We start from the raw sequence: 21,272 nt of genomic DNA, 5'->3' as shown, positions 1-21,272 counted from the left end.
GTTCGAACGGACGCTATCGGCACAGCGTCCCGAGCGTCTCCGCCAGCGATTCCGCCTGGCGCTGCGCATCGAAGTCCGCATGGCGCTGCGCGAAAACCTGCGCCGCCTGGCGGTAGCTTGCCTGCTCCAGCAACACGCGCACGATGGCCGGCCAATCGGGCGGCCGCGCCAGCTCGCCGATATTGATCCCCGCGCCCATCTCGCGCACCCGGCGCGCCGTCAGGAAAGATTCGGCCGATTGCGGCATCAACAGCAGCGGCCTGCCGGCCAGCAGCGCCTGCGACACCGTCGATTCGCCGGCATGGCAGACCACGAACTCGGATTCGGGCAGGGCCCGGGCCAGATCCACCGGCGCCCGCGCCCATGCGATGCTCTCCCCGTTCGCAGGCGGCCTGGCGCCGGCCGCCACTTCCGGCGAATAGCACAGCGTGCGGCAACCAGCCGCCTGCAGGGCCGCCAGCAGCGCGCCATGCTCGGGGTGCGGGCCGCTCAGGTAGGCGAACACCCTGGCGCCCTCGCCCGCCGGCCACTGCGGCGCGGCGGCGCCGGCGGATAACGCTATGTTCGGTCCATACCAGTACACGCTATCGGCCGGGCGGCGCCAGGGATCGAGTTCCGGAAAGGTGCACAGCAGCGGCGCATCGCCCAGCAGCAGGCCGGATGCCTGCGCCAGCGGCGGCGCACCGTAGCGGGCCAGCACCTTGTTCGCGCTGTCGAGCACGCGCGCCTCGCCGGCGGCCATGCGCTCGCGCTGCGCCGGTTCCCAGTCGCGCAGCGGCGGCAGGGCTTTCAAGGCCGGCGGCATGGTGAAGCCGGCGCCGACGGCGGCGCTGGGAATGCCGAGGCTGCGCGCGGCCAGCCTTGCGGTCGGCGCGTAGTCGCAGACGACCAGGTCCGCCTGCGTCGCCTGCAGCAGCGCGCGCCAGCCCTCCACCAGGCCGTGGACGGCGCCGGCGTCGATCCAACCGCAGGCCAGCAGGATGTCGGCCAGGCTGGCCTCGCCCGGCGGCAGGCCTTCGACGCGATGCTGCCAGAACGGCGCCTGGAACTTGGGGGCGTCGATGTCGTGCAGCAGGCGCTGGGTGTGGACCAGGTCGCGCAGCGCGAACGAGACTTCATGCCCGCGCGCGCGCAGCGGCAGCGCGAGGGATTTCAGGCGGCCGGCGTGGCCGAGGGCGCGGCCGAGCTCCCAGGACAGGAGGATGTTTGCCATGGATGGAGTTTAGCCGAGGCGCAGGCGATACCAGGCAAAACCCAGCAGCTCGTACAGCGCATACCACGACCGCCGCATGCCCTCGGCACTGGGCACGAGCGACGACGCCGACCGCGCCTGGTCGCCGAAGAACATGGTCGGCGCACTCACCACCTCCAGCCCTTCGTGTTCGAAGGCCATCCGCGCGCGCGGCATGTGCATCGCATCGGTCACGAGCAGGATGCGCTTGACGCCGTCCTTGCGCAGCATGGCGGCGCTGTTGGCCGCGTTCTGCGCCGTGTCGCGCGAGCGCGCTTCGATCCACTTGACCGGCACGCCGAAGTCTTCGCGCAGGGCGGTGGCCATGGCGTCCGCCAGGGCATCGGCCTCCCTGCCGGCCGCATTCGCGCCGACGCCGCCGCTGACCAGCACCGGCAGAGAGGTCGCCCGCTGCAGGTGGGCCGCATAGCGCAGGCGCGCCAGCGCCAGGTAATCGGGGATGTCGCGGCCGCCGTATTCCGGCGCGTCCTGCAAGCGTCCGGCCGCCAGCACGACGATTGCCTGCGCGCCGGCGCGCTCGGGCGACCGCAGCGGCGCCGTCATGCGCTCCAGCGGCCTGACGAACAGGGACGCGCCGGCCGTGGTGGACAGGAAGGCCAGCAGCGCCAGCCCGATGCCGGCGACGATGCGCCCGGCGCGCGGCCAGCGGCGCCAGACCAGCAGGCCGATGAGGATCAGCAGGAACAGGTTTGCGGGCGGCAGGATCAGTTCGCGCGGGATGGCGTTGAGCAGGTCTAGCATCGGGTCAGTGTAGTGAGCAATTCTAAAAGCAAACCGTGCTAGTGTAGCGGGTCGGGAGCCGGCAGGTCTGAAGGAGGTGTATTCGATGCGTCATGTATTTGCGCTTGCGGCGCTTGCACTGGCCTGCCATCCGGGCAGGGCTGCGGAGCCGCGGCAATACGATCGCCAGTCGCCGAAGTCCTACGATCAATTCATTGTCGGGATCGAGTGCAATACACGCGAGCAGCATCTCGAGATCGGTCTATTCGATTCAGATAACATCCCCGATAAACGCATGGACTTGTGGGACACCTGGGACCTGAAAAAGAACAAGCCAGGCGGCGATGCCGTCGACAAGGTGCTGACCGTCGCACGCGGCTGCACGCTTGGCGGCCACCGCTACCGGATCGAGCTCACTGGCCAACCGGCAAACTGGAACATGAACGGGCCAGCCGGCTCCCTGCCGGTGCGCAGGAAGGGAGAAACCCTGGCGGAGCTCCTCCGCTGACGCCGCATTTCACTCCACCGGCCGCGTCTCCATCTTCTTCGCCTGTCCCGGCGCCCCGCCCTGCCCGACCCGCTCGTACTCCGCAATCACCTGGGCCCCGAACAGCAGCAGCGCCGCCCCGATCTCGAGCGAGAACATGACCACGATGGCGGTGCTCATCGAGCCGTACACCACGTTCACCTTCGACAGCGTGGAAAAATACCAGACCAGCACATGGCGCGCGATTTCCCACAGCAGCGCCGCGGTCACGCCGCCGACCAGCGCGTGCGACAGCGACAGCCGGCCGACCGGCATCACCATGTAGATCGAGGTGAGCACCAGGATCTCGCCCGCCAGGCCTAGCAGGTAGAGCAAGGCGCCGGACACGCCGTGCAGCGACCAGCTGTAGCCGAACAGCTCGACGGTCTCGGTGCCGATCACCTGCAGGGTGCCGGCCACCAGGGTCACGATCATGATGCCGAAGCCCAGCGCCAGGATGTAGCAGTAAGGGAGCAGCGCCGAGACCATGAAGTGGCGACGCCGCACCGCCACGCGGTGCACGAAGATCACGCTCATCGCGTTCTCCAGCACCGTGAAGGCGAAGGAGCTGAAGAAGACCATGGTGGCGACCAGCACCCAGGTGATCAGGTCGCGCTCGTCGAGGAAGTGCGCGACCTCGGCGACGATCGCGGCGGACTGGCCGGGCAGCAGCAGCTCGAGGTAGCGCCGCAGGGTCAGCAGCAGTTCGGCCTCGTTCAGGAAGTGCGAGAGCACCACCACCACCAGCATCAGGAAGGGCACGATGGACAGCAGCGCGTAGTAGGCGACGGCGCCGGCCAGCAGCAGGCCCTGGTTGGCGCGGAAGCTTTTCAGTACGCCGAAAGTGAAGGCGAGCGGGTGGCCGACGATGTAGGCATTCGCGCGCCGGTTCAGGACCGCCAGGCGCAGGCCGCGCGCCCCCTTCATCTGGCCAGCCTGATGCCGGTGAACTGCCAGCGGCTGCCTGCCGGGAAGAAGTTGCGGTAGCTGGCGCGCGCATGGCCGTGCGGAGTGGCGCAGGAGGAGCCGCGCAGCACGTACTGGTTGACCATGAACTTGCCGTTGTATTCGCCCAGTGCGCCGGCGGCCGGCGCATAGCCCGGGTAAGGCGCGTAGCTGCTGCTGGTCCACTGCCAGCATTCGCCGAACATCTGGGCCAGGCCATCGCTGCCGGCCGCGCGCGGGTGCAGGTCGCCGCAGGAGATCGCGATGTCGCGCGCCGCGAATTCCCACTCCGCTTCCGTCGGCAGGCGCGCGCCGCGCCAGCGCGCGTAGGCGTCGGCCTCGTACAGCGAGACGTGGGTCACGGGGCGCGCCAGGTCGAGCGGCTGCAGTCCATGCAGCGTGAATTCCATCCAGCCGCCCTCCTCCTTGCGCCAGTACAGCGGCTGTTCGATCTCGCCGCTGCAGACCCGGTCCCAGCCCTCGGACAGCCACAAGGCAGGGTCGCGGTAGCCGCCGGCTTCGACGAACTCGAGGTAGTCGCCATTGGTGGCCAGGCGCGAGGCCAGCTGGAAGGGCGCGACGTACTGGCGGTGGCGCGGCAGCTCGTTGTCGAAGCTGAAGCCGGCGCCGCGGTGGCCGATCTCGGCCAGGCCGCCTTCGAAATCCAGCCAGCTCAGCGGCCCCACCGGACAGGATTCCGGCAGCGCGGAATCGAGGTAGGCGGGAGACAGCGGATTCTGCGCCAGCAGGTGCTTCAGGTCCGTCAGCATCAGCTCCTGGTGCTGCTGCTCGTGCTGCAGGCCCAGCTCCACCAGCATCGCCAGTTCCCTGTCGTCGGGCGCATTCTGCAAAAGGCGCACCATGCGTGCGTCGATGTCGCGGCGCCAGGCCAGCACCTCGTCGAAGGCGGGCCGCGTCAGCAGGCCGCGCTGGGCCCGCGGATGCCTGGCGCCGACGCCGTTGTAATAGGAGTTGAACAGTACCTTGAAGGCCGGGTGGTAGGCCTGGTAGCCCGGCTCGCGCCGCTCGAGGATGAAGGTCTCGAAGAACCAGGTGGTGTGGGCCAGGTGCCATTTGATCGGGCTGGCCTCCGGCATCGACTGCGCGCAGCAGTCCTCGCTGGACAAGGGCTCGGCCAGGTGCAGCGAGCGCTGGCGCACCTGTTCGAATTCGCGGGCCTGGCGGTGTTCGTTCGCTCCCATGGCGTCCTCGGCTCGGCTGTCAGTGCATGGCGCCCGGCGGGATGGCGCGCGCGTGGATCACGGCGAACCATCCGCGTTCGTCGGTCCAGACGCCGGCGGCGGCAAAGCCGGCCTGCTCCAGCAGTCCGACCGCGGCTGCGGGGCGGTATTTGTAGCTGTTCTCGGTGTGGATGCGCTCGCCGGCTTCGAAGCGCCGGCTGCCGCCCCGCCACGTGACCTGCTGGCTGCTCCTGGCTTCCAGGTGCATCTCGACGCGGCCTTCGCGTTCGTTGTAGAAGCCGTGATGGCGCCAGGCGCGGATGTCGAAGTCGGCGCCCAGCAGCAGGTTGGCATGGCGCAGCACGTTCAGGTTGAAAGCGGCGGTGACGCCGAGGGCATCGTCGTAGGCCGCGTCCAGCACCGCGTGCTCCTTGGCCAGGTCGATGCCGATCAGGATGCCGCCATCGGCGCCGCACTGGGCGCGCACGCGGCGCAGGAAGGCCAGCGCATCGTCCGGGCTGAAGTTGCCGATCGAGGAACCGGGATAGAAGAACAGGCGGCGCTCGCTGCGCACCACGTCGGGCAGGCGCCACTCGCCGCCTGAGAAGTCCATGCCGAGCGGGTTCATCTCGATATGGCGGAAGCGCTGCTGCAGGCGCTCGACGGCGTCCTGCAGGAAGTCGGCCGAGATATCGACCGGGACGTACTGCGCCGGATGCAGCAGCGGGAACAGGCGCGCCGCCTTGGCGCAGTTGCCGGCGCCGAGGTCGATCAGGGTCGAGCCGGTGCCGACCGCGCGCGCGATCTCGGCGCCGTGGCGCTCGAAAATGGCCGCTTCGGTGCGGGTCGGGTAGTACTCCGGGACTTCGCAGATGGCTTCGAACAGCTTCGAGCCGAGCGCGTCGTACAGGAACTTGGGCGAGATGCAGGCGTGCTGCGCACGCAGGCCGGCTTCGAGTTCGGCGCGCAGGCGCAGGCCCTCGGCCGAGGTGTCGAAGGGAACATCGAGAGCGGGCGCTTCGGTCGAACGGTTCAGCATCGGTGGGTCCCGGAATGTTGACGTTCTTGCCATCATACGCGAATCGGGAGAATGCCGTCGCCATGCTACAGTAGCGGACTATGCTTGAACTCGTCGACCTCTCCAAGTCTTATGGCGGCAGCAAAGTGCTGGCCAGCCTCTCGCACCGTTTCGCACCCGGCGAATTCGTCGCCGTGATGGGGGAATCCGGCGTCGGCAAATCGACCCTGCTGAACCTGATCGCCGGCCTGGACACGCCCGACAGCGGCCAGGTCGTGGTCGACGGCGTACCGATGTCCAGCCTCGACGACGATGCGGCGACGCAGCTGCGCCGCAGCCGCATGGGCTTCATCTTCCAGGCCTTCCACGTGCTGCCGCACCTGACGCTCGAACAGAACGTGGCCTTGCCGCTGCTGCTGAACGGCGGCGCGGACCCGGCGCGCGCACGCGCCATGCTCGATGCGGTGGGCTTGAAAGGACGTGGCGCCGATTTCCCGCGCCAGCTGTCCGGCGGCGAGCTGCAGCGGGTGGCGATCGCGCGCGCCCTGGTGCACCGCCCCGCCCTGCTGCTGGCCGACGAACCGACCGGGAACCTCGATCCGGAGACGGCGGACGGCATCCTGCACCTGCTGCGCGACGAGATCCGCCAGAGCGGCGCCGGCGCCATCATGGTCACTCACTCGCACGCCGCCGCCGCGATGGCCGACCGCACCCTCGTATTGACACGTTCCGGACTGAAATTAACGTAAGTTCCAAGCAGAAAGACGCATGTTATGGGCTTTTATTCATGAACAGTGCGTCAAACTTGTCAAAGTCGTAGTAGCATTCCAACAAACCCACCCAGCATACGCGGTATAGAAATCAGCAAAAATACGGTCGGGCAAACTCTCCAAAACAAGTCGGTCTGTCTTGAATGTTCCCTAACGGAGGAAGTTCATGAGCGTACGACAGAAAAAACAGGAGCTGCTCGAGGCGATGCACCGCGCCCGCGCGGCCGAGCCGTCGAGTTTCGTCCCAAATCCCTTGCTCGACACCCTGATCACCCGCATGCAGCTGAAGAACGACGCGGAACTATGCCGCGTCCTCGAAGTGCAGCCGCCCATCATCAGCAAGATACGGCACCGCAAGCTGAACGTCGGCGCCACCATCCTGCTGAGGATGCACGAGAAGTCGAATATCCCGATCCGCGAGCTGAAGGAACTCACGGCCGAGGCACGGGCGCAGCCGGCCGGGCGCACGACGCACTGAGCGGGACGCCACGCCGGCACGGAGCCGCCGGCTCATGCAGCTTGACGCTGCGGGGCCGGATCACTCCGTGGGCGGACGCCCCGTTTTGAGCTGAGGCAGATTGCCGAGTACCGCGCGCAGGCTGGCGGCGTCGAGCTGGCCCAGCAGGGCCACGCCAATGCGCAGCAATTCGCTCTTCTTGACCTCGAAGCCGGCCTTCAGGCAGGCCTGCTTGACCGCGCCCAGCACCGCATACTCCTGCTCGGGCATGGTGAAGCTGTCGCGCACCAGCGTGGGCCGCGCCTGGGCTGCGGTGTCGGGACGCACCGGTTCGGCGCTCCGGCTTGCGCGCGGTTTTGCTGCGGGCTTGCCTGCGGGCTTGCCTGCGGGTTTGGCTGCGGGCCTGGTTGCCGCCTTTACCGCGGCTTTGGCAGCCTTCGCGGCCGGCGTGGCGGCGCGCTTCGCGGCGGCCGATCTGGCCGCGGCCGGTTTCACCGCGGCCGGTTTCGCTGCAACGGCCTTCGCCGCGGCCGGCTTGCGCGCCGGCGCCGCTGCGGCCTTGCTCTTCTTGGCGGTGCTCTTTGCAGCCGTCTTCACGGCCACCCTGGCTGGCGGCATTGAAGCCCCTGCTGCTTTGGCTGCTGTCCTCGCCATCCCTTACTCCATCGTCAAACAAACCAAACAATATATATGATTTGACGCCTGGCCGGAAGGACGGCACGCCTGGAGCTGGCCTGGCTCGACCTGGCTCAATCGCCTTCGTCGGCAAAGGCGATGGCGATGCGCGCGAATTCCGGCTCGATTTCGAAGAAGGCGTCCAGCACCTCCGGATCGAAATGGCTGCCGCGGCCCTTGCGCATCACGTCCAGCGCCTGCTCGTGGGTGAAGGCCGGCTTGTAGACGCGCTTGCTGATCAGGGCGTCGTAGACGTCGGCCACCGCCATCAGGCGCGCCGACAGCGGAATCTGCTCGCCCGCCAGGTTCTGTGGGTAGCCGGAGCCGTCCCACTTCTCCTGGTGCGAATGGGCGATCTCGCGCGCGAACATCAGGAAGCTGTTGCTGCCGCCGATGTGGCGCTCGACCAGCATGATGGTGTCGCGCCCGTACACCGCATGCATCTTCATGATCTCGAATTCTTCGCGGTCCAGGTTGCCCGGCTTGAGGAGGATGCGGTCGGGGATGCCGACCTTGCCGATGTCGTGCAGCGGCGCCGAGCGGTACAGCGCGTCGATGGCCTCGTCGGTGAGTTCGGCCGCGAAGCGCGGATGGCTTTGCAGGTGGCGGGCCAGCGCGCGCACGTAGTTCTGGGTGCGGCGGATATGGTTGCCGGTCTCCTGGTCGCGGGTCTCGGCCATCGACGCCATCGCCACGATGATCGCTTCCTGCATCAGGTAGAGCTGGGCGGTGCGCTCCTGCACCAGCTTTTCCAGGTTCTGGTTGTGGTCCTGCAGCTCGCGGCGCGCGGCGCGCAGGTTCAGCTGGGTGGCCACGCGGGCGAACAGGATCGGCGGGCTGATCGGCTTGGCGATGTAGTCGACCGCGCCCAGCGACAGGCCCATGGCCTCGTCCTCGACCTGGTTCTTGGCGGTCAGGAAGATCACCGGGATCTCGGCCGTGACAGGGTTGGCCTTCAGCTGGCGGCAGGTCTCGTAACCGTCCAGGCCGGGCATCATCACGTCCAGCAGGATCAGGTCCAGGCTGGGCGTGGCGGCGGCGATCTGCAGCGCGGTGTTGCCGTTGTTGGCGACCTTGGTGTTGTACCTATCCTTCAACAGGCGCGACAGGAGCATGATGTTGTCGGGCGTGTCGTCGACGATCAGGATGGTCGGCCGCAGCTCCTGCCGGGTGGGATTGTGCATGAGGTTCATGGGGTTTCCGCTATGTCGGGACGCGCATCCGCTGCCTGCGGCAGCAGTTGGCGTGCCTCTTCGAATTCGTAACGCGACAGGTGCTGCTCCAGGCGCGCAAGCACCGGGGTCTCGAGCACGCCGGCGAGCTGGCCGCGCACCGTCTCGAAGTAATCGGTGGCGTCGCCGGAGAACTCGGCCAGCAGCTGTTCGAGCTGGGCGATGGCCTGCAGCGTATCGGCCGGCGCATGCGTGACGGCCTCCTGCGCGGGCGGCGCCGGCTGGATGGCCGCCTGCGCGGCGCGGCTGGCAAAGTACTGGTCGAGCGAGTGCATGGTGGCGTCGACCGCCGCATCCAGCGCGCGCACGCCGGCCGCCAGCCGGCCGCGGTCCGGCTCGGCCAGCGCCAGGCCCTCTTCCACCGCCTGCGCCAGGGTCTGCAGCTCGCGGGCGCCGATATTCCCGGCCACCCCGCGCAGCGTATGGGCGCGCGCCGCCGCCTGGGCCAGGCGGCGCGCCTGGTAGTCTTCGCGGATCTGGCTGCCGGCGTCGCGCTGGGTGGCGCGGAAGCGGTCCAGCAGCTGCACGTACAGGGCGACATTGCCGGCCACGTGGCGCAGGCCGAAGGCCGAATCGATGCCGGACAGGCTGGAAAGACCCGGCAGCGAAGGCCCTTCCGGCACTTCCGGCGCGAGCGTGCGCGGCAGCGGCGGCGGCAGCTGCGAGCCGATCCAGCGCGCCAGGGTCGCGTACAGCTTTTCCGGTTCGACCGGCTTGCTGACGTAATCCTGCATGCCTTCGCGCAGGCAGCGCTCGCGGATCTCGGCCAGCGCGTGCGCGGTCATGGCGATGATGGGCAGCTTGTCGAAGCGCGCATCCTTGCGCAGTTCGACGGTGGCCGCGTGGCCGTCCAGCTGCGGCATCTCGAGGTCCATCAGCACCACGTCGTAGGCCTCCGGGCCGCCCTCTGTCAGCAGGTCGAGCGCTTCGCGGCCGGTGGCGGCGACGTCCACCGCGATGTTCTGGGCCTGCAGCAGTTCCAGCGCGATCTGCTGGTTGACCTGGTTGTCTTCGACCAGCAGCACGCGCGCCACGCAATCCCCTAGTTCCTCGCAGCGGCCGCGCGCATTGCTGCTGCTGGGCGGCGCGAACAGGGTGACCAGGGTATCGACCAGCGCCGACTGCCCGAGCGGCTTGGTCAGGAAGCCGCGGATGCCGGCGGCTTCCGCCTCCTGCTGCACCTCCTCGCGGCCGAAGGCGGTCACCAGCACCACCGAGGGCGGATGGCGCAGCGCCGGGTTGCCGCCGATGCGGCGCGCCAGCGCGATGCCGTCCATGCCCGGCATCTGCCAGTCGGTCAGCACCACGCGGTAGGGATCGCCGCCGGCGTCGGCCGCCAGCAGCGCTGCTTCGGCTTCGAGCCCGCTGGCGGCGGTGTCGACGCGCAGCGGCAACGCCTGCAGGGCTTCGCACATGATCTCGCGCGCGACTTCGCTGTCGTCCACCAGCAGCAGGCGCGCGCCGTCCAGTTCCGGCGGCGCCACCGCCACCCGTTCGGGTTCGCCGGACAGCGGGAATTCGAGGTCGAAGTGGAAGGTCGAGCCTTTGCCGGGGCTGCTCTTGACCACGATCTGGCCGCCCATCAGGCCGACCAGCTGCTGCGAGATCGACAGCCCGAGGCCGGTGCCGCCGTATTCGCGGGTGGTCGAGCCGTTGGCCTGGTGGAAGGCGCGGAACAGCTTGCCCTGCTGCTGCTCGTTCATGCCGATGCCGGTGTCGCGCACCGCGAAGCGCAGGCTCACGCGATCGGCCTGGAGCGCGCTCGCGCCGGCGTCGATGCGCATGCAGGACAGTTCCAGCTCGCCGGCCGGGGTGAACTTGACCGCGTTGTTGACCAGGTTGATCAGCACCTGGCCCAGGCGCAGCGGGTCGCCGACCAGCATGCGCGGAATCGAGTGCGGCACGTGGAACAGGTATTCGAGCTGCTTGTCGGCGGCCTTCTGGCTGGTCACGCTGGCGACGTTGGCCAGCACGTCGTCGAGGCAGAACGGGATCTGCTCGACGTCCAGCTTGCCCGCCTCGATCTTCGAGAAGTCCAGGATGTCGTTGATGATCCCCAGCAGCGACAGCGCGGCGCGGTGGATCTTGCCGACGTAGTCCTGCTGCTTGGGCGAGAGCTCGGTGCGCAGCGCCAGGTAGGCCATGCCGATGATGGCGCTCATCGGGGTGCGGATCTCGTGGCTCATGTTGGCCAGGAATTCGGACTTGGCGACGTTGGCCGCCTCGGCCCGCACGTTGGCCGCCACCAGCGACTGCTCGCGTTCGCGGCGTTCCGAGATGTCGCGCAGGAAGGAGCAGAATTCGTAGTCCTCGCTGTCGGCCAGCTGCACCCGCGTGATCGCCAGCTCGATCGGGAATTCGGTGCCGTCGCGGCGCAGCGCATAGGTTTCGATGCGGGTGTCCAGCACCCCGCCGACGCCGCTGCGCTCGAAGCGCGCCAGGCCGTTGCGGTGGGCGGCGCGGTGGCGTTCCGGCACGATGCACTGGTCGAGGTCCAGGCCCAGCACCTCGTCGCGCGACCAGCCGAAGATCCTTTCGGCCTGGGTGTTCCAGCCGACGATGCGGCCCTGGCGGTCCATCCGCACCACGGCGTCGAGGGCGGTGTCGACGATCGCCTGCAGCTTTTCCTGGCTGTCGCGCGCCACCCGGATCGAGTCCAGCAGCTCGCGCGTGCGCGCCGCGATCTTCTGTTCGAGGTCTTCGTTCAGTTCGCGCAGCTGCTGCTCGATGCCGCTCTTCTCGCGCAGCAGGCCATTGGTCACCTGCTCGGCCTTGCGCAGCCGGTTCAGGGTGTCGCGGAAGCTGCGCACCGCCGAGGACAGGCGCCCGATCTGGTCGCGCCGGCCGATGCCGGACAGGTAGATGTCGGTCTCGCCGCGCGCCAGCTTTTCCAGCGCTTCCTGGATGTCGGCGAAGGGCTGGGTCATGCGGCGGCCGACCAGCAGCACGCAGCCGACGATGGCCAGGGTCAGGATCAGGTTCGCCATCACCGTCTGCACCATCTGGCGGCGCAGGTCTTCGTCGATCTGGCGGCGCGAGAAGGCCAGCTCGATGGTGCCGACGTGGAAGTTGCGGTTGCCGTCGTGGAAGCTGATCTTGCGCTGGACCCGGATCGCGTTCGGCTCGTCGTTGTCGGCGCCGAGCGCGGCCAGCACCGCGCCGTTCGGCGCCAGCACGTGCAGCATCAGCACTTCCGGCGTGGCGCCGAGCGAATCGACCACCGAGGACACGGCCGCGCTGTTGATGTCGAACAGCGGCCGCGCCAGCGCGTGCGAGAGCACCGAGGCCTGGCGCTCGACGCGCTCCTGCAGGCGCGTGCTGGCTTCCTCGCGCAGGGTCTGCATCACGTAGGTGGTGTAGACCCCGGTCGACAGCGCGACCGCCAGCACGATGCCGGCGCCGAGGCGGAACACGACGTTCTGGCGCCAGCTCTCGAGCACGCGCCGCGCCAGCGCGGCCAGTCCCCGGCCCTTTTTCAGGCGTTCAACGCTGGAATCCGGCATGCGCGCTTCCACTTCCAGGTTGCGGGAACACGCTCAGCTCGCGCTCGCGTTTGCGGTAGGCCGGGCTGTTGCGCACTTCCAGTACGGTGTTCCAGATCCGTTCGGCGAGCTGCGGCTGGCGTTTGACGAGATCGTTGGACAACAGCAGGTAATAGGGCTTTTCGAGCAAGGGCGCCGGCAGCAGCTCGAGCTGCTCGGCCATTTTGCCGCGCACCAGCCGCATGGCGTCGCCGCCGCCCAGGGCCGCCGCTTCCACGCGTCCGGACAGCAGCTTCTGCAGCAGTTCGTCGGAGCGCTGGCTGCCCTCGTCCACCAGCACGCCCTGGCGGCGCAGGAAATCGCCCACCGAGTAGCCGAGCTGGAAGCCGACGCGCCCATCGAGGTTCTGGAAGGCCTTGCCGTTCCAGTTGACGCGGCTGCCCTTGCGCCGCACCAGCAGGTAGCGGTCGACGTGCAGGCGGCGCTCAGGGTCCGGCTTCAGGCCGCCCGGATAGGCGCCCAGCTCCAGCCTCTCGGTCGAGAAGCTGACCGCGAAGGCGCCGTCGACCTGGTTGGCCTTGAGCTGGGCCAGGCAGCGCTTCCAGGGCATGCTCTCGTAGCCGAACTGGATGCCGGCGCGGCGCGCCACCTCGTTCAGCAATTCGAAATTCAGGCCGCCGCCGTCGAGGGTGCGCCAGGGCAGCACTTCTTCGCGTTCGAAACAAAGCTGGAGGGTGGGCTTGCCGGCGGCCATGGCCGGGCTGGCGGCAAGGCCGAGCAGGCAGAAAGCGAGGGCTCCGGTGGTAAAGATGCGCTGCATGTCGGTGGGGCCGGCATTGATGTTAGTTGGAAACAGAACACCAAGTATGCCAGACCCTGTTGAAATTTAGGAAATTTGTGACTGGCAGGCACAAATCGGCGTCGCCGCCCTGCCACGCCTCAGGCCGCGACCGTTTGCCGCTGACGGTGCAGGTCGTGCAGAAGGCCATGACGCAGCCCGGCATCGGTCTCCAGCAGGGTGCCGATCTCGAGTTCCTCCATCAGCGCGATCAGGATCGCCAGCGCGGCGGCGACGTTACGCGGCAGCAGGCGTCCGAGTCCGGCCAGCGGGCGGCCGCCGCCGGCATGCTCCAGCACCCGGGCGCCCAGGACTTCGAGGTCGGAGCGGCAGACGGCCATCGGGTCACCCGTGCCATCGCCGCCGTTTTCACGGGCCAGGCGCGCCAGGGTACGCACCGTGCCGGAGGCGCCGTACACGCAGTCGCGCGCGCCGGGGCCGTAGTCGGCCGCGTGGTCGGCCAGGCGCACGCGCGCCGAGGACACCGCGGCGGCAAAGGACACGGCATCGATGCGGCCGTTGCCGAAAAAGGTCAGGGCCTGGCGCACGGTGCCCAGCGCCACCGAGCCGGCGCGCGTGACGCGCATGCCCTGCCCCAGCGCGAACTGGGTCGAGCCGCCGCCGATGCCGATCACCAGCGGCCGGCTGCCTTCCGGCGCGGCGCCGGACACGCCCAGCCAGGTCAGCAGGGCTTCTTCCTCGCCCGACAGCACCTGCACTTCGTGGCCGAGGGTCTGCTGGGCGGCAGGCAGGAACAGGTGGGCGTTGCGCGCCATGCGCAGCGTGGACGTGGCGACCGCGCGCACCGCCGCCAGGGGACGCGCACGCAAGCGTTCGCGCAGGCGCGCCACGCACTCGAGGGCGTCGCGCATCGCGTCCTGGCTCAGGCAGCCGCTGGCATCCAGGCTGGCGGCCAGGCGCAGCGGCACGTGCTCGCCGTCCAGCGCCAGCGGGACGCCGTCGCGGTAGCTCGCCACCAGCAGGCGGAAGCTGTCCGAGCCCAGCACCAGGGCGGCGTAGGTGGGGTCGGCGGCGTGATCGCGATCGCTCATTGCAATGGAAGCTCCATGGAGAACGGCGCCACGATAGCGGCCCGGTATGACGCTTCGATGACAGCGCCGGCCAGCATCCTCATGCCTCGGCGGGAATGGCTTGCGCCGGCGACGCCAGCGCAACGCGGTCGCGCCCGCCCTCCTTGGCGGCGCGCAGGGCTTCGTCGGCGCGCGCCAGCAGGGTCACGCTGCTGTCGTCGGCGCGGATCGCGGTCACGCCGAAGCTGGCGGTCAGGGAGATCATCGCGCGCTCGGTCTTGACCTTGGTGGCGGCGATCGCGGCGCGCATGCGCTCGGCGACCATCGCGGCGTCTTCCTGGCTGGTGCGCGGCAGCAGGATCGCAAACTCGACGCCGACCAGGCGGCCCAGCTGGTCGCTGTCGCGCAGCTGGCGCTTGCAGACCTCGACCAGGGTGCGCAGCACGACGTCGCCGGCCGGGTGGCCGTAGCTGTCGTTGACGCGCTTGAACTGGTCGAGGTCGAACAGCACCAGCGCGGTGGGCGGGCCCGGACGGCGCGCCAGCGCCATCCACGGCGCCAGCACCTGGAAGAAGCCGCGCCGGTTGGCGCAGTCGACCAGCGGGTCCACCACTTCCAGGCGCGCCAGCTGGTCCTGTACATCTTCCTTCCCCAGCAGCAGCCAGCCGAAGCCGCCCAGCAGCATCAGCAAATACAGTGCGGCGGAATACAGCTGGCGCAGCAGCTCGTTGCTCATCCAGCCCCAGCCCGAGGGCGCCAGCAGCACCAGCGCGCCGCGCGCGCCCACCACCAGCGCCAGCAGCGCGGTGGCCAGCGCCAGGAAGCGGCGCAGCATCGAGGCCTGGGCCCAGCCGCGCGCCAGGGCGGCGGCGGCCGACAGATAAAAGGCGGCCAGGATCAGCGACGCCGCCAGCGCGCGCAGGCCGATCTCGTCGATCCAGTAGCACAGCAGGAAGGCGCCCACGGCCAGCACCAGCGCCGGCGTGGCGATGCTGCGCCAGCGCCGTCCGCCGGCGCGTTCCCACAAGGCCCCGGCTTCCCAGGCCACGCCGGCGATCACCAGTCCATAGGCCACCGGCAGCGCCAGGCGCTCGGGCACGATATTCGCGCCGCCGATCGCCAGCAGCAGCCAGCCGGCCGCCTGCATCTGGCGCGACCAGCCCCAGGCGGTCAGGGCCGCCGGGCGGCCGCCGTTTTCGTGTGGTTGTTCGAAAAAGAAGAGCGCGGCGCAAATCGCCAGGTTGCCGAGCGCCAGTGCGAGAACGATGGTGGTGGAATCCATGGCCGCCTCAGTACTCGTGGACCACGGAGGTGGTGCCGTCGCCGACCTTGCTGGCCCAGGCGCGCGCCATGTAATGCATTTGCGCCTCGCTGGGCGGCTCGTGCCAGAACACGATCAGGGTGCCCTTGTGGTCGTGGAGCTGGGTCAGCTTCTCGACGAAGGCCTGGTCGCCGTCCACGTCGGCCAGTCCCATCGCATAGCCATAGACGCGGTCGAGCCGCTCGATGCGGTCGGGCTCCGTCTGGCTGTTGGTGGCGGTGATGGTGGGATGGTCCAGGAACATGGGGTCTCCGTGAGGCTGCGGCGGCCAGCTTATCAGAAACTTATCCTTCGCAACAAGCTAGACTACAGCCATGAACAATCTTCCCAAGCCGCTGGTGCGCACCGAGGGCGACCGCCGCACGCTGGAGTTCACGCCCGGAGACATCCAGAGCGCGATGCGGCTGTCGCGCCCGCACAAGCTGGTGCTGGCCTATACGCGCGCCATGATGTGCTTCGGGCTGCTGGTGCCCCGTCCCGCGCACATCCTGCTGGTGGGCCTGGGCGGCGGCTCGATGGCCAAGTTCTGCCACCGCCATTTTCCGGACGCGCGCATCACCGTGCTCGAATTGCGCGCCGACGTGATCGCCCTGCGCGAAGCCTTCCTGGTGCCGCCCGACGACGCCCGCTTCCGGGTCATCCACACCGAGGCCGCCGCGTGGATGCTGGGCGCGGCGCCAGGCAGCTTCGACGCGATCGTGGTCGACGGCTTCGACGAGGCGGGCCTGCCGCCCGCCCTGTCCAGCCGCTTCTTCTACGACGTGTGCCGGCGCCTGCTCCTGCCCGGCGGGGTCCTGGTGGCGAATGTGTTCAGCTACGACAAGCGGCGCGGCGACGTCATCGCGGCGCTGGACGCCGCCTTCGACGGCGAGACCTGCCGGCTCGACAAGGCGGCCGGCAACAACCATATCCTGTTCGCCGGCGCCGCCACCCGGGGCCGGGCCGCGCGCCTGCTGCCCCGCCTCCCCTTCGGCTTGCTGAACCGTCTATGCGTGCGCCTGATCCTTAACCGGATTGCATGGCGTACTGTTTGACGCTCGCCACATCCGTGTCCATCCGGCTCTGCGATGTGACAATTTGTTTGCGGAAATATCGGTTTGTGTGACAAACTGGCGCGCACTTCATGCCCTCGGGCAAGTATTCTTTATAGGAAACTGGATGCCGCGTCGCCGATTGCAGCTGTCGCTCACGCTTGCCGCGGCCCTCACGCTTGGGGGCGGCCTGGCCACGACCGCCGTGCTGACGGTGGCGGTCAACCGGCTCGAAATCGACAACCAGTCGCTGGCCTTCGAACAGGGCGCGAACGTGCGCGTGGCCGCCCTGCGCCAGGGCATGGACGATGCGGTCGAGGTACTGAACGTCACCAACCAGCTGTTCGCCACCGTGCAGCCGGTCACGCGCTCGCAGTTCCACGATTTCACCACGCCCCTGCTGCTGCGTAACCCCTACATCAAGGCCTTCAATTTCCACCGCGCGGTCCAGGACAGCGAGCGCGCGGCATTCGAGGCCGAGCTGCAGCGGGTCCGTCCCGGCACCATCCTGCGCGAGAACGTCGACGGCAAGCTGGTGCCGGCGCCGCGCCGTCCGCACTACAACGTGGTCGACTATCTCGAACCGATGCAGGGCAACGAGCCGGCCTTCGGCCTCAACGTCGGCGAGAACGGCGAGGTGGCGGGAGCGCTGGCGCGCGCCCATGCGAGCGGACGCGCCTCCGCCAGCGGCCTGCTGCGCCTGGCCCAGGACCCTTCCGGCAAGCCCAGCTTCGAGGTGGTGATGCCGGTCTACGGCCCGGCCGGCCGCCTGCTCGGCGACACCGCCGCCATCATCGACGTCCAGACCCTGGCCCGCTCCACGCTGGCGCGCGCCGGCCTGCTGGACGACCGCAGCGTCCTGCTGAAGCTGTACATCGGCGCCCAGACCGGGCAAGCCGCCATGGTCTACGCCAACCACGACGCCGGGGAGACGGCGGCGCCCGAGCTGCTGCCGCTGCGCTGGCTGGCGCGCGCCGGTGCGCATGAGCTGGACCGCTTCGTGGCGGCCGGCCAGACCTGGACCGTGGAAGCGCATTCGGCGCCCAAGCCCTACCTGGCCGACCACCTGGCCTCGACGCTGCTGCTGGCCGGGGGTTTGTTGTCGACCCTGCTGCTGGCCGCCTTCGTGCAGGCCGCCGGCCAGCGCGCGCGCAAGGTCCAGGAACTGGTGCGCGAGCGCACCGCCGACCTGAAGCTCACCAACCAGCGCCTGATCGACGACGTGCTGGCCAGGAAGCGCACCGAAAAGGCGCTGCAGGAAAGCGAGCAGCGCTTCCGCCAGCTGGTGGCGATGTCGTCGGACTGGTACTGGGAACAGGACGAGCGCCTGCGCTTCGTCGCCGTGACCGGCCACTTCACGGAAAAATCCGGCATCGCCGTCGGGCGCATCCTCGGCAAGACGCGGGCGGAAATCGTGGCCGGCCTGGCCGACAGCGATGCCGGCCGCGAGCACATCGCCGCCATCGAGGCGCGCGAGCCCTTCAAGAACCTGGAATACCGCCTGCTCGACGATCTCGGCGAGGAGCGCTGGTACTGCGTCAGCGGCCAGCCGATGTTCGACGACAGCGGCCGCTTTACCGGCTACCGCGGCACCGGCAGCGACATCACGGCGCGCAAGATCACCGAGCAGCGCGTGCACCACGTGGCCCAGCACGATGTGCTGACCGGCCTGCCCAACCGCTCGCTGCTGCAGGACCGCCTCGGCCAGGCCGTCGCCTACGCCACCCGCAGCGGCCATCCGGTGTGGGTGATGCTGATCGACCTGGACCGCTTCAAGTTCGTCAACGACAGCATGGGCCACAAGGCCGGCGACGTGCTCCTGATGACGGTGGCGGCGCGCCTGCGCGGCTCCTTGCGCGACACCGACACCGTGGCCCGCCTGTCCGGCGACGAATTCGTGGTGATCCTGTCGCAGCACGAAGACCAGCCGCTGACGGGCGACATCGTGCAGCGCGTGATGGACTCGGTGGCCCAGCCGGTGATGCTGGGGCCGAAGGAATTCTTCGTCACCTGCTCCATCGGCGTGGCCGCCTACCCGAGCGACGGCACCCCGGCCGAGAGCCTGATCGAGCACGCGGACATCGCCATGTACCGCGCCAAGAAGCTGGGCCGCAACAACTTCCAGTTCTATACGCCGGCCATGAACGAGGAGTCGCTGGAACGCGTGCGCATTGAAAGCGCGCTGCGCAACGCCCTCGATCGCAACGAATTCGTGCTGCACTACCAGCCGCAGGTCGATTTGAAGACCGGCCAGATCGTCGGCATGGAAGCACTGATCCGCTGGAAGCATCCGGAGCTGGGCATGGTGCCGCCGACCCGTTTCATCGGCGTGGCCGAGGACACCGGCCTGATCGTGCCGATCGGCGCCTGGGTGATGCGCACCGCCTGCGCCCAGAACAAGGCCTGGCAGGATGCGGGGCTGGGCCATTTACGGGTGGCGGTGAACCTGTCGGCGCGCCAGTTCAGCGCCACCGAGCTGCTGCCGGGGATCGAGCAGGTGCTGGCGGAGACCGGCCTCGAGCCGTCCTGCCTGGAGCTGGAGCTGACCGAGAGCCTGTTCATGAGCGACGTCACGCCGGCGGTCGACCTGCTGCACCGCATGAAGTCACTCGGGGTGAAGCTGTCCATCGACGACTTCGGCACCGGCTACTCGAGCTTCTCCTACCTGTCGCGCTTCCCGATCGACGTGCTGAAGATCGACCGCTCCTTCGTCAACGACATCACCCACGACGCCAATGACGCCGCGATCGTTGCCTCCATCATCACGCTGGCGCACAACCTGCGCCTGTCCGTGATCGCCGAGGGCGTGGAGACGGCCGAGCAACTCGACTACCTGCGCCAGCAGGGCTGCGACGAAATGCAGGGGTATTACTTCTCGCGCCCGCTGCCGGCGCAGGAATTTGAACAGCTGTTGCGCCAGCGCCGGGGCCTGGCGGCCCTCGAAGACGAGCCGCAAGTGGCGGTTGCATAGCATTTTGTTGAACAAACGGCGCTAAGGCCTTGTATTCTTTATTTTATCTGCAATTTTTTGTGGCAGAAAAAAATACCTTACCCTACAATAGACTGAAAATATGGCAACAATGCTTTTCAGATAATAATGAGGGATGATATGAACTTCGAGACGGCCAGCCTCAGCGCTGCCCACAGCGCAGCAGACCGCAAGCAGCGCACCGACATGCGTACCCGTGACCTGGTCAACCAGGCCGTTGCGTCGATCCCGACCCTGGGCCTGCAGCGCGCGGCCGAATTCCTTGCGGCGATGAACGTGCCGGCCGAGATCGCGGTGCGCACACTGGTGTATCCGCACCGCCGCCGCTCGAACTGATCAGCGTTTCGGTTCCTGTGCACTGATGTCGGCCAGCGATTCGCGGCCGCGTTCGGTGAGTCCGTAGCCGCCGCTCGCCAAAGCGGCGATGTGCGACTTGCGCGACAGGAACTGCATCACATCCTCATCCAGCGCGCTCGCGGGATCCCGCTCGAGCGCACGCAGCGCTTCGATACAGCGCTTCAGGAACAGCACTTCCTGCCCCTTGTCCGTCAGCGACAGCGCGCCATTCTTCGCATACTGCACCAGCTTCAGCCCGGACAGGCGCTTGGCGTTCCGGCCTACGCAGGCGTTGACCTTGTCGGTGCGGGCGCCGCGCCGGATGAATTCGAGGGCGTCGTATTCGTCGCCCGTCAGTTTTTCATTCTTCATTCAAGCTTTCGTTGAGAGCAAAGGTCGCCATGGTAAGGCGGCCCGGGCTTGCCCGCAACTTACTTCAGTGCGCGCATCGCCGCCCACACGATGCCGGCGCCGGCCAGCGCGCCCAGCGCCCCCACCGCCAGCGCCACCTGCAGGCGCCGCGAGGCCAGCATCGAGTGCCGTCCGAGATAGATCTTGTTGTGCAGTGTGGTGCCCATGCTGTCCTCCCCGAGAGTGCTTGGCCGATGGACCATTATAAAAACTTTCTCGGAGGGCTATGTGCGCTGTCATACATAAAGCAAGGATTGTAGCCATAAAGCAACATGCTCCTCGCCTGTCTATCGAGCGCCGGGGGCCCGGGCTGGCTGTTAGGATCAGGTCAACACCCGAATCCCACCACCTGCAACCTTTGAGGAGCGCAACATGAATACTTCGACGCCCAAGCCGGATCCCGGCGCCAAAGCCCCGCCGATGATGCACGAAGGCGATATCGGCAGCGGCGAGATCACGCCGGCCCAGCACGAAACGAATGAGATGATCAAGGAGATTCCGCCGCTGCCGCGCAGTGGCGGCAGTCAGCAGGATGCCGGGAAGGCCGGCAACGCTCAGGGCGGCCGTTCGGACAAGCCCTGAGTCGATTGAAGCGCCCTAGCCGGCCTTGATGGGAGGCTGGGGCGCCCGCGGTTCTTCGATCGGCGCGCGGGCCGGCGCCGGCACGTCGTCCGGATCCGGACTCGGCTGCGGAGGCGGCTGGTTCGGATCGGTCGGATCGGGCGTGGTATGGGCGCGGAGTGCTACATCGCCCGGCATCGCTCCAGTCATCGTCCCTCCTTTTGCTTCGCCCCGCCGCCGGCTCCCTTCCCTTTGCCGGCCTTGATGGTGGTCTTTTCGTTATGGCTGCTCTTGTCCGGATTCACGCCGGCCCGGCGCTTGGCCAGATCCTCTTCCGAATCGTTGGCCGACTGCTTGTTCTGGTTGCCGCTGGATTTCGACTGGGTCATAGCAATTCTCCTCTGGTGAAGGGCTGACAAACGGATGACGTTTTGGCGCAGACTAGCATGGAAGACCGGGGCCGGCTTTCAATCGTGCGCGAGCTTGGTATGATGGC

At 68.1% G+C, this 21,272-nt stretch carries 23 protein-coding genes; 7 read left to right on the top strand and 16 right to left on the bottom strand.

Translation table 11 applies throughout. From position 1 onward, the window contains the following. Window positions 1–13: 13 nt before the first annotated feature. Together LQV39_RS16455 and LQV39_RS16450 are read right to left on the bottom strand one after the other, a co-directional pair. Complete coding sequence (locus LQV39_RS16455; RefSeq protein WP_230027210.1) at window positions 14–1,213, bottom strand: glycosyltransferase; 1,200 nt, start codon at window positions 1,211–1,213, stop codon at window positions 14–16. A 9-nt stretch (window positions 1,214–1,222) separates the two neighbouring features. Beyond that, a complete protein-coding gene (locus LQV39_RS16450; RefSeq protein ID WP_230027209.1) occupies window positions 1,223–1,993 on the bottom strand; it encodes a YdcF family protein in 771 nt (256 codons plus the stop codon). An 85-nt stretch (window positions 1,994–2,078) separates the two neighbouring features. Here LQV39_RS16450 and LQV39_RS16445 point away from each other — a divergent pair, with 85 nt between their 5' ends. Next, the gene (locus LQV39_RS16445; RefSeq protein ID WP_230027208.1) at window positions 2,079–2,480 is read left to right on the top strand and encodes a hypothetical protein; all 402 of its coding nucleotides are present in this window, start codon (window positions 2,079–2,081) and stop codon (window positions 2,478–2,480) included. Window positions 2,481–2,489: 9 nt separating this feature from the next. Here the strand turns inward: LQV39_RS16445 and LQV39_RS16440 are convergent, their stop codons facing one another. Genes LQV39_RS16440 through egtD form a run of 3 tightly spaced genes read right to left on the bottom strand, consistent with a single transcriptional unit; the run spans window position 2,490 to window position 5,663 of the window. Beyond that, window positions 2,490–3,425, bottom strand: a complete 936-nt coding sequence (locus LQV39_RS16440) for a YihY/virulence factor BrkB family protein (protein ID WP_230027207.1) — start codon at window positions 3,423–3,425, stop codon at window positions 2,490–2,492. Further along, window positions 3,422–4,645: an ergothioneine biosynthesis protein EgtB gene (gene egtB / locus LQV39_RS16435; RefSeq protein ID WP_230027206.1), complete on the bottom strand. Its 1,224-nt coding sequence runs from the start codon at window positions 4,643–4,645 to the stop codon at window positions 3,422–3,424. Before egtB ends, LQV39_RS16440 begins: the two co-directional genes overlap by 4 nt. Before the next feature lie 19 nt (window positions 4,646–4,664). Further along, window positions 4,665–5,663, bottom strand: coding sequence for an L-histidine N(alpha)-methyltransferase (gene egtD, locus LQV39_RS16430; protein WP_230027205.1), 999 nt, complete (start codon window positions 5,661–5,663; stop codon window positions 4,665–4,667). Window positions 5,664–5,743: 80 nt separating this feature from the next. Between egtD and LQV39_RS16425 the strand changes: the two genes are divergently transcribed. Together LQV39_RS16425 and LQV39_RS16420 are read left to right on the top strand one after the other, a co-directional pair. Beyond that, on the top strand, window positions 5,744–6,391 hold the full coding sequence (locus tag LQV39_RS16425) for an ABC transporter ATP-binding protein (RefSeq protein ID WP_230027204.1): 648 nt from the start codon (window positions 5,744–5,746) through the stop codon (window positions 6,389–6,391). 187 nt (window positions 6,392–6,578) lie between these two features. Further along, on the top strand, window positions 6,579–6,890 hold the full coding sequence (locus LQV39_RS16420; protein WP_230027203.1) for a hypothetical protein: 312 nt from the start codon (window positions 6,579–6,581) through the stop codon (window positions 6,888–6,890). Window positions 6,891–6,950: 60 nt separating this feature from the next. Here the strand turns inward: LQV39_RS16420 and LQV39_RS16415 are convergent, their stop codons facing one another. The 7 genes from LQV39_RS16415 to LQV39_RS16385 form a co-directional block, all read right to left on the bottom strand. Next, window positions 6,951–7,487 (bottom strand): hypothetical protein, encoded by a 537-nt coding sequence (locus LQV39_RS16415; protein ID WP_230027202.1) that lies wholly within the window; start codon window positions 7,485–7,487, stop codon window positions 6,951–6,953. A 131-nt stretch (window positions 7,488–7,618) separates the two neighbouring features. Next, a complete protein-coding gene (locus LQV39_RS16410) occupies window positions 7,619–8,728 on the bottom strand; it encodes a two-component system response regulator (RefSeq protein ID WP_230027286.1) in 1,110 nt (369 codons plus the stop codon). A gap of 5 nt (window positions 8,729–8,733) precedes the next feature. Next, a complete protein-coding gene (locus LQV39_RS16405) occupies window positions 8,734–12,279 on the bottom strand; it encodes a response regulator (protein ID WP_230027201.1) in 3,546 nt (1,181 codons plus the stop codon). Continuing rightward, window positions 12,260–13,078 (bottom strand): ABC transporter substrate-binding protein, encoded by an 819-nt coding sequence (locus tag LQV39_RS16400; protein ID WP_230027200.1) that lies wholly within the window; start codon window positions 13,076–13,078, stop codon window positions 12,260–12,262. Before LQV39_RS16400 ends, LQV39_RS16405 begins: the two co-directional genes overlap by 20 nt. 119 nt (window positions 13,079–13,197) lie before the next feature. Then, window positions 13,198–14,148 (bottom strand): hypothetical protein, encoded by a 951-nt coding sequence (locus LQV39_RS16395; protein WP_230027199.1) that lies wholly within the window; start codon window positions 14,146–14,148, stop codon window positions 13,198–13,200. A gap of 79 nt (window positions 14,149–14,227) precedes the next feature. Then, window positions 14,228–15,409 carry a diguanylate cyclase gene (locus LQV39_RS16390; protein ID WP_230027198.1) on the bottom strand — a complete coding sequence of 394 codons (1,182 nt, stop codon included), beginning with the start codon at window positions 15,407–15,409 and terminating at the stop codon, window positions 14,228–14,230. Between the two features lie 7 nt (window positions 15,410–15,416). After that, window positions 15,417–15,692, bottom strand: a complete 276-nt coding sequence (locus LQV39_RS16385) for a hypothetical protein (protein ID WP_230027197.1) — start codon at window positions 15,690–15,692, stop codon at window positions 15,417–15,419. A 70-nt stretch (window positions 15,693–15,762) separates the two neighbouring features. Between LQV39_RS16385 and LQV39_RS16380 the strand changes: the two genes are divergently transcribed. The 3 genes from LQV39_RS16380 (at window position 15,763) to LQV39_RS16370 (ending at window position 19,804) form a co-directional block, all read left to right on the top strand. Then, the gene (locus LQV39_RS16380; RefSeq protein ID WP_230027196.1) at window positions 15,763–16,482 is read left to right on the top strand and encodes a transferase spermidine synthase; all 720 of its coding nucleotides are present in this window, start codon (window positions 15,763–15,765) and stop codon (window positions 16,480–16,482) included. A 124-nt stretch (window positions 16,483–16,606) separates the two neighbouring features. Further along, window positions 16,607–19,450: an EAL domain-containing protein gene (locus LQV39_RS16375; protein WP_230027195.1), complete on the top strand. Its 2,844-nt coding sequence runs from the start codon at window positions 16,607–16,609 to the stop codon at window positions 19,448–19,450. A gap of 138 nt (window positions 19,451–19,588) precedes the next feature. Then, entirely contained in the window at window positions 19,589–19,804 is a 216-nt protein-coding gene (locus LQV39_RS16370) for a hypothetical protein (protein ID WP_230027194.1), read from the top strand. Here LQV39_RS16370 and LQV39_RS16365 read toward each other — a convergent pair whose 3' ends face one another. After that, a complete protein-coding gene (locus LQV39_RS16365) occupies window positions 19,805–20,176 on the bottom strand; it encodes a hypothetical protein (RefSeq protein WP_230027193.1) in 372 nt (123 codons plus the stop codon). A 59-nt stretch (window positions 20,177–20,235) separates the two neighbouring features. Next, complete coding sequence (locus LQV39_RS16360; RefSeq protein WP_230027192.1) at window positions 20,236–20,382, bottom strand: hypothetical protein; 147 nt, start codon at window positions 20,380–20,382, stop codon at window positions 20,236–20,238. A 205-nt stretch (window positions 20,383–20,587) separates the two neighbouring features. Here LQV39_RS16360 and LQV39_RS16355 point away from each other — a divergent pair, with 205 nt between their 5' ends. After that, window positions 20,588–20,797 carry a hypothetical protein gene (locus LQV39_RS16355; RefSeq protein WP_230027191.1) on the top strand — a complete coding sequence of 70 codons (210 nt, stop codon included), beginning with the start codon at window positions 20,588–20,590 and terminating at the stop codon, window positions 20,795–20,797. Between the two features lie 15 nt (window positions 20,798–20,812). Here LQV39_RS16355 and LQV39_RS16350 read toward each other — a convergent pair whose 3' ends face one another. Beyond that, complete coding sequence (locus LQV39_RS16350) at window positions 20,813–20,986, bottom strand: hypothetical protein (RefSeq protein WP_230027190.1); 174 nt, start codon at window positions 20,984–20,986, stop codon at window positions 20,813–20,815. Then, window positions 20,983–21,165 carry a hypothetical protein gene (locus LQV39_RS16345; protein WP_230027189.1) on the bottom strand — a complete coding sequence of 61 codons (183 nt, stop codon included), beginning with the start codon at window positions 21,163–21,165 and terminating at the stop codon, window positions 20,983–20,985. Before LQV39_RS16345 ends, LQV39_RS16350 begins: the two co-directional genes overlap by 4 nt. Window positions 21,166–21,272 lie beyond the last annotated feature (107 nt).

Source organism: Massilia sp. Bi118, from assembly GCF_918697865.1.
Classification (GTDB): domain Bacteria; phylum Pseudomonadota; class Gammaproteobacteria; order Burkholderiales; family Burkholderiaceae_D; genus Telluria.
Note: the sequence above shows the minus strand (reverse complement) of the source record. Positions and strands in the feature narration are given on the sequence as shown.

What these genes read in the sequence shown, in the direction of transcription:
- LQV39_RS16395 (WP_230027199.1), bottom strand. Translation starts at nt 14,148, where the DNA reads ATGAGCGATCGCGATCACGCCGCCGACCCCACCTACGCCGCCCTGGTG.
- LQV39_RS16445 (WP_230027208.1), top strand. Translation starts at nt 2,079, where the DNA reads ATGCGTCATGTATTTGCGCTTGCGGCGCTTGCACTGGCCTGCCATCCG.
- LQV39_RS16415 (WP_230027202.1), bottom strand. Translation starts at nt 7,487, where the DNA reads ATGCCGCCAGCCAGGGTGGCCGTGAAGACGGCTGCAAAGAGCACCGCC.
- LQV39_RS16375 (WP_230027195.1), top strand. Translation starts at nt 16,607, where the DNA reads ATGCCGCGTCGCCGATTGCAGCTGTCGCTCACGCTTGCCGCGGCCCTC.
- LQV39_RS16385 (WP_230027197.1), bottom strand. Translation starts at nt 15,692, where the DNA reads ATGTTCCTGGACCATCCCACCATCACCGCCACCAACAGCCAGACGGAG.
- LQV39_RS16355 (WP_230027191.1), top strand. Translation starts at nt 20,588, where the DNA reads ATGAATACTTCGACGCCCAAGCCGGATCCCGGCGCCAAAGCCCCGCCG.
- egtD (WP_230027205.1), bottom strand. Translation starts at nt 5,663, where the DNA reads ATGCTGAACCGTTCGACCGAAGCGCCCGCTCTCGATGTTCCCTTCGAC.
- LQV39_RS16450 (WP_230027209.1), bottom strand. Translation starts at nt 1,993, where the DNA reads ATGCTAGACCTGCTCAACGCCATCCCGCGCGAACTGATCCTGCCGCCC.
- LQV39_RS16345 (WP_230027189.1), bottom strand. Translation starts at nt 21,165, where the DNA reads ATGACCCAGTCGAAATCCAGCGGCAACCAGAACAAGCAGTCGGCCAAC.
- LQV39_RS16380 (WP_230027196.1), top strand. Translation starts at nt 15,763, where the DNA reads ATGAACAATCTTCCCAAGCCGCTGGTGCGCACCGAGGGCGACCGCCGC.
- LQV39_RS16350 (WP_230027190.1), bottom strand. Translation starts at nt 20,986, where the DNA reads ATGACTGGAGCGATGCCGGGCGATGTAGCACTCCGCGCCCATACCACG.
- LQV39_RS16425 (WP_230027204.1), top strand. Translation starts at nt 5,744, where the DNA reads ATGCTTGAACTCGTCGACCTCTCCAAGTCTTATGGCGGCAGCAAAGTG.
- LQV39_RS16420 (WP_230027203.1), top strand. Translation starts at nt 6,579, where the DNA reads ATGAGCGTACGACAGAAAAAACAGGAGCTGCTCGAGGCGATGCACCGC.
- LQV39_RS16390 (WP_230027198.1), bottom strand. Translation starts at nt 15,409, where the DNA reads ATGGATTCCACCACCATCGTTCTCGCACTGGCGCTCGGCAACCTGGCG.
- egtB (WP_230027206.1), bottom strand. Translation starts at nt 4,645, where the DNA reads ATGGGAGCGAACGAACACCGCCAGGCCCGCGAATTCGAACAGGTGCGC.
- LQV39_RS16455 (WP_230027210.1), bottom strand. Translation starts at nt 1,213, where the DNA reads ATGGCAAACATCCTCCTGTCCTGGGAGCTCGGCCGCGCCCTCGGCCAC.
- LQV39_RS16365 (WP_230027193.1), bottom strand. Translation starts at nt 20,176, where the DNA reads ATGAAGAATGAAAAACTGACGGGCGACGAATACGACGCCCTCGAATTC.
- LQV39_RS16400 (WP_230027200.1), bottom strand. Translation starts at nt 13,078, where the DNA reads ATGCAGCGCATCTTTACCACCGGAGCCCTCGCTTTCTGCCTGCTCGGC.
- LQV39_RS16405 (WP_230027201.1), bottom strand. Translation starts at nt 12,279, where the DNA reads ATGCCGGATTCCAGCGTTGAACGCCTGAAAAAGGGCCGGGGACTGGCC.
- LQV39_RS16370 (WP_230027194.1), top strand. Translation starts at nt 19,589, where the DNA reads ATGAACTTCGAGACGGCCAGCCTCAGCGCTGCCCACAGCGCAGCAGAC.
- LQV39_RS16360 (WP_230027192.1), bottom strand. Translation starts at nt 20,382, where the DNA reads ATGGGCACCACACTGCACAACAAGATCTATCTCGGACGGCACTCGATG.
- LQV39_RS16410 (WP_230027286.1), bottom strand. Translation starts at nt 8,728, where the DNA reads ATGCACAATCCCACCCGGCAGGAGCTGCGGCCGACCATCCTGATCGTC.
- LQV39_RS16440 (WP_230027207.1), bottom strand. Translation starts at nt 3,425, where the DNA reads ATGAAGGGGGCGCGCGGCCTGCGCCTGGCGGTCCTGAACCGGCGCGCG.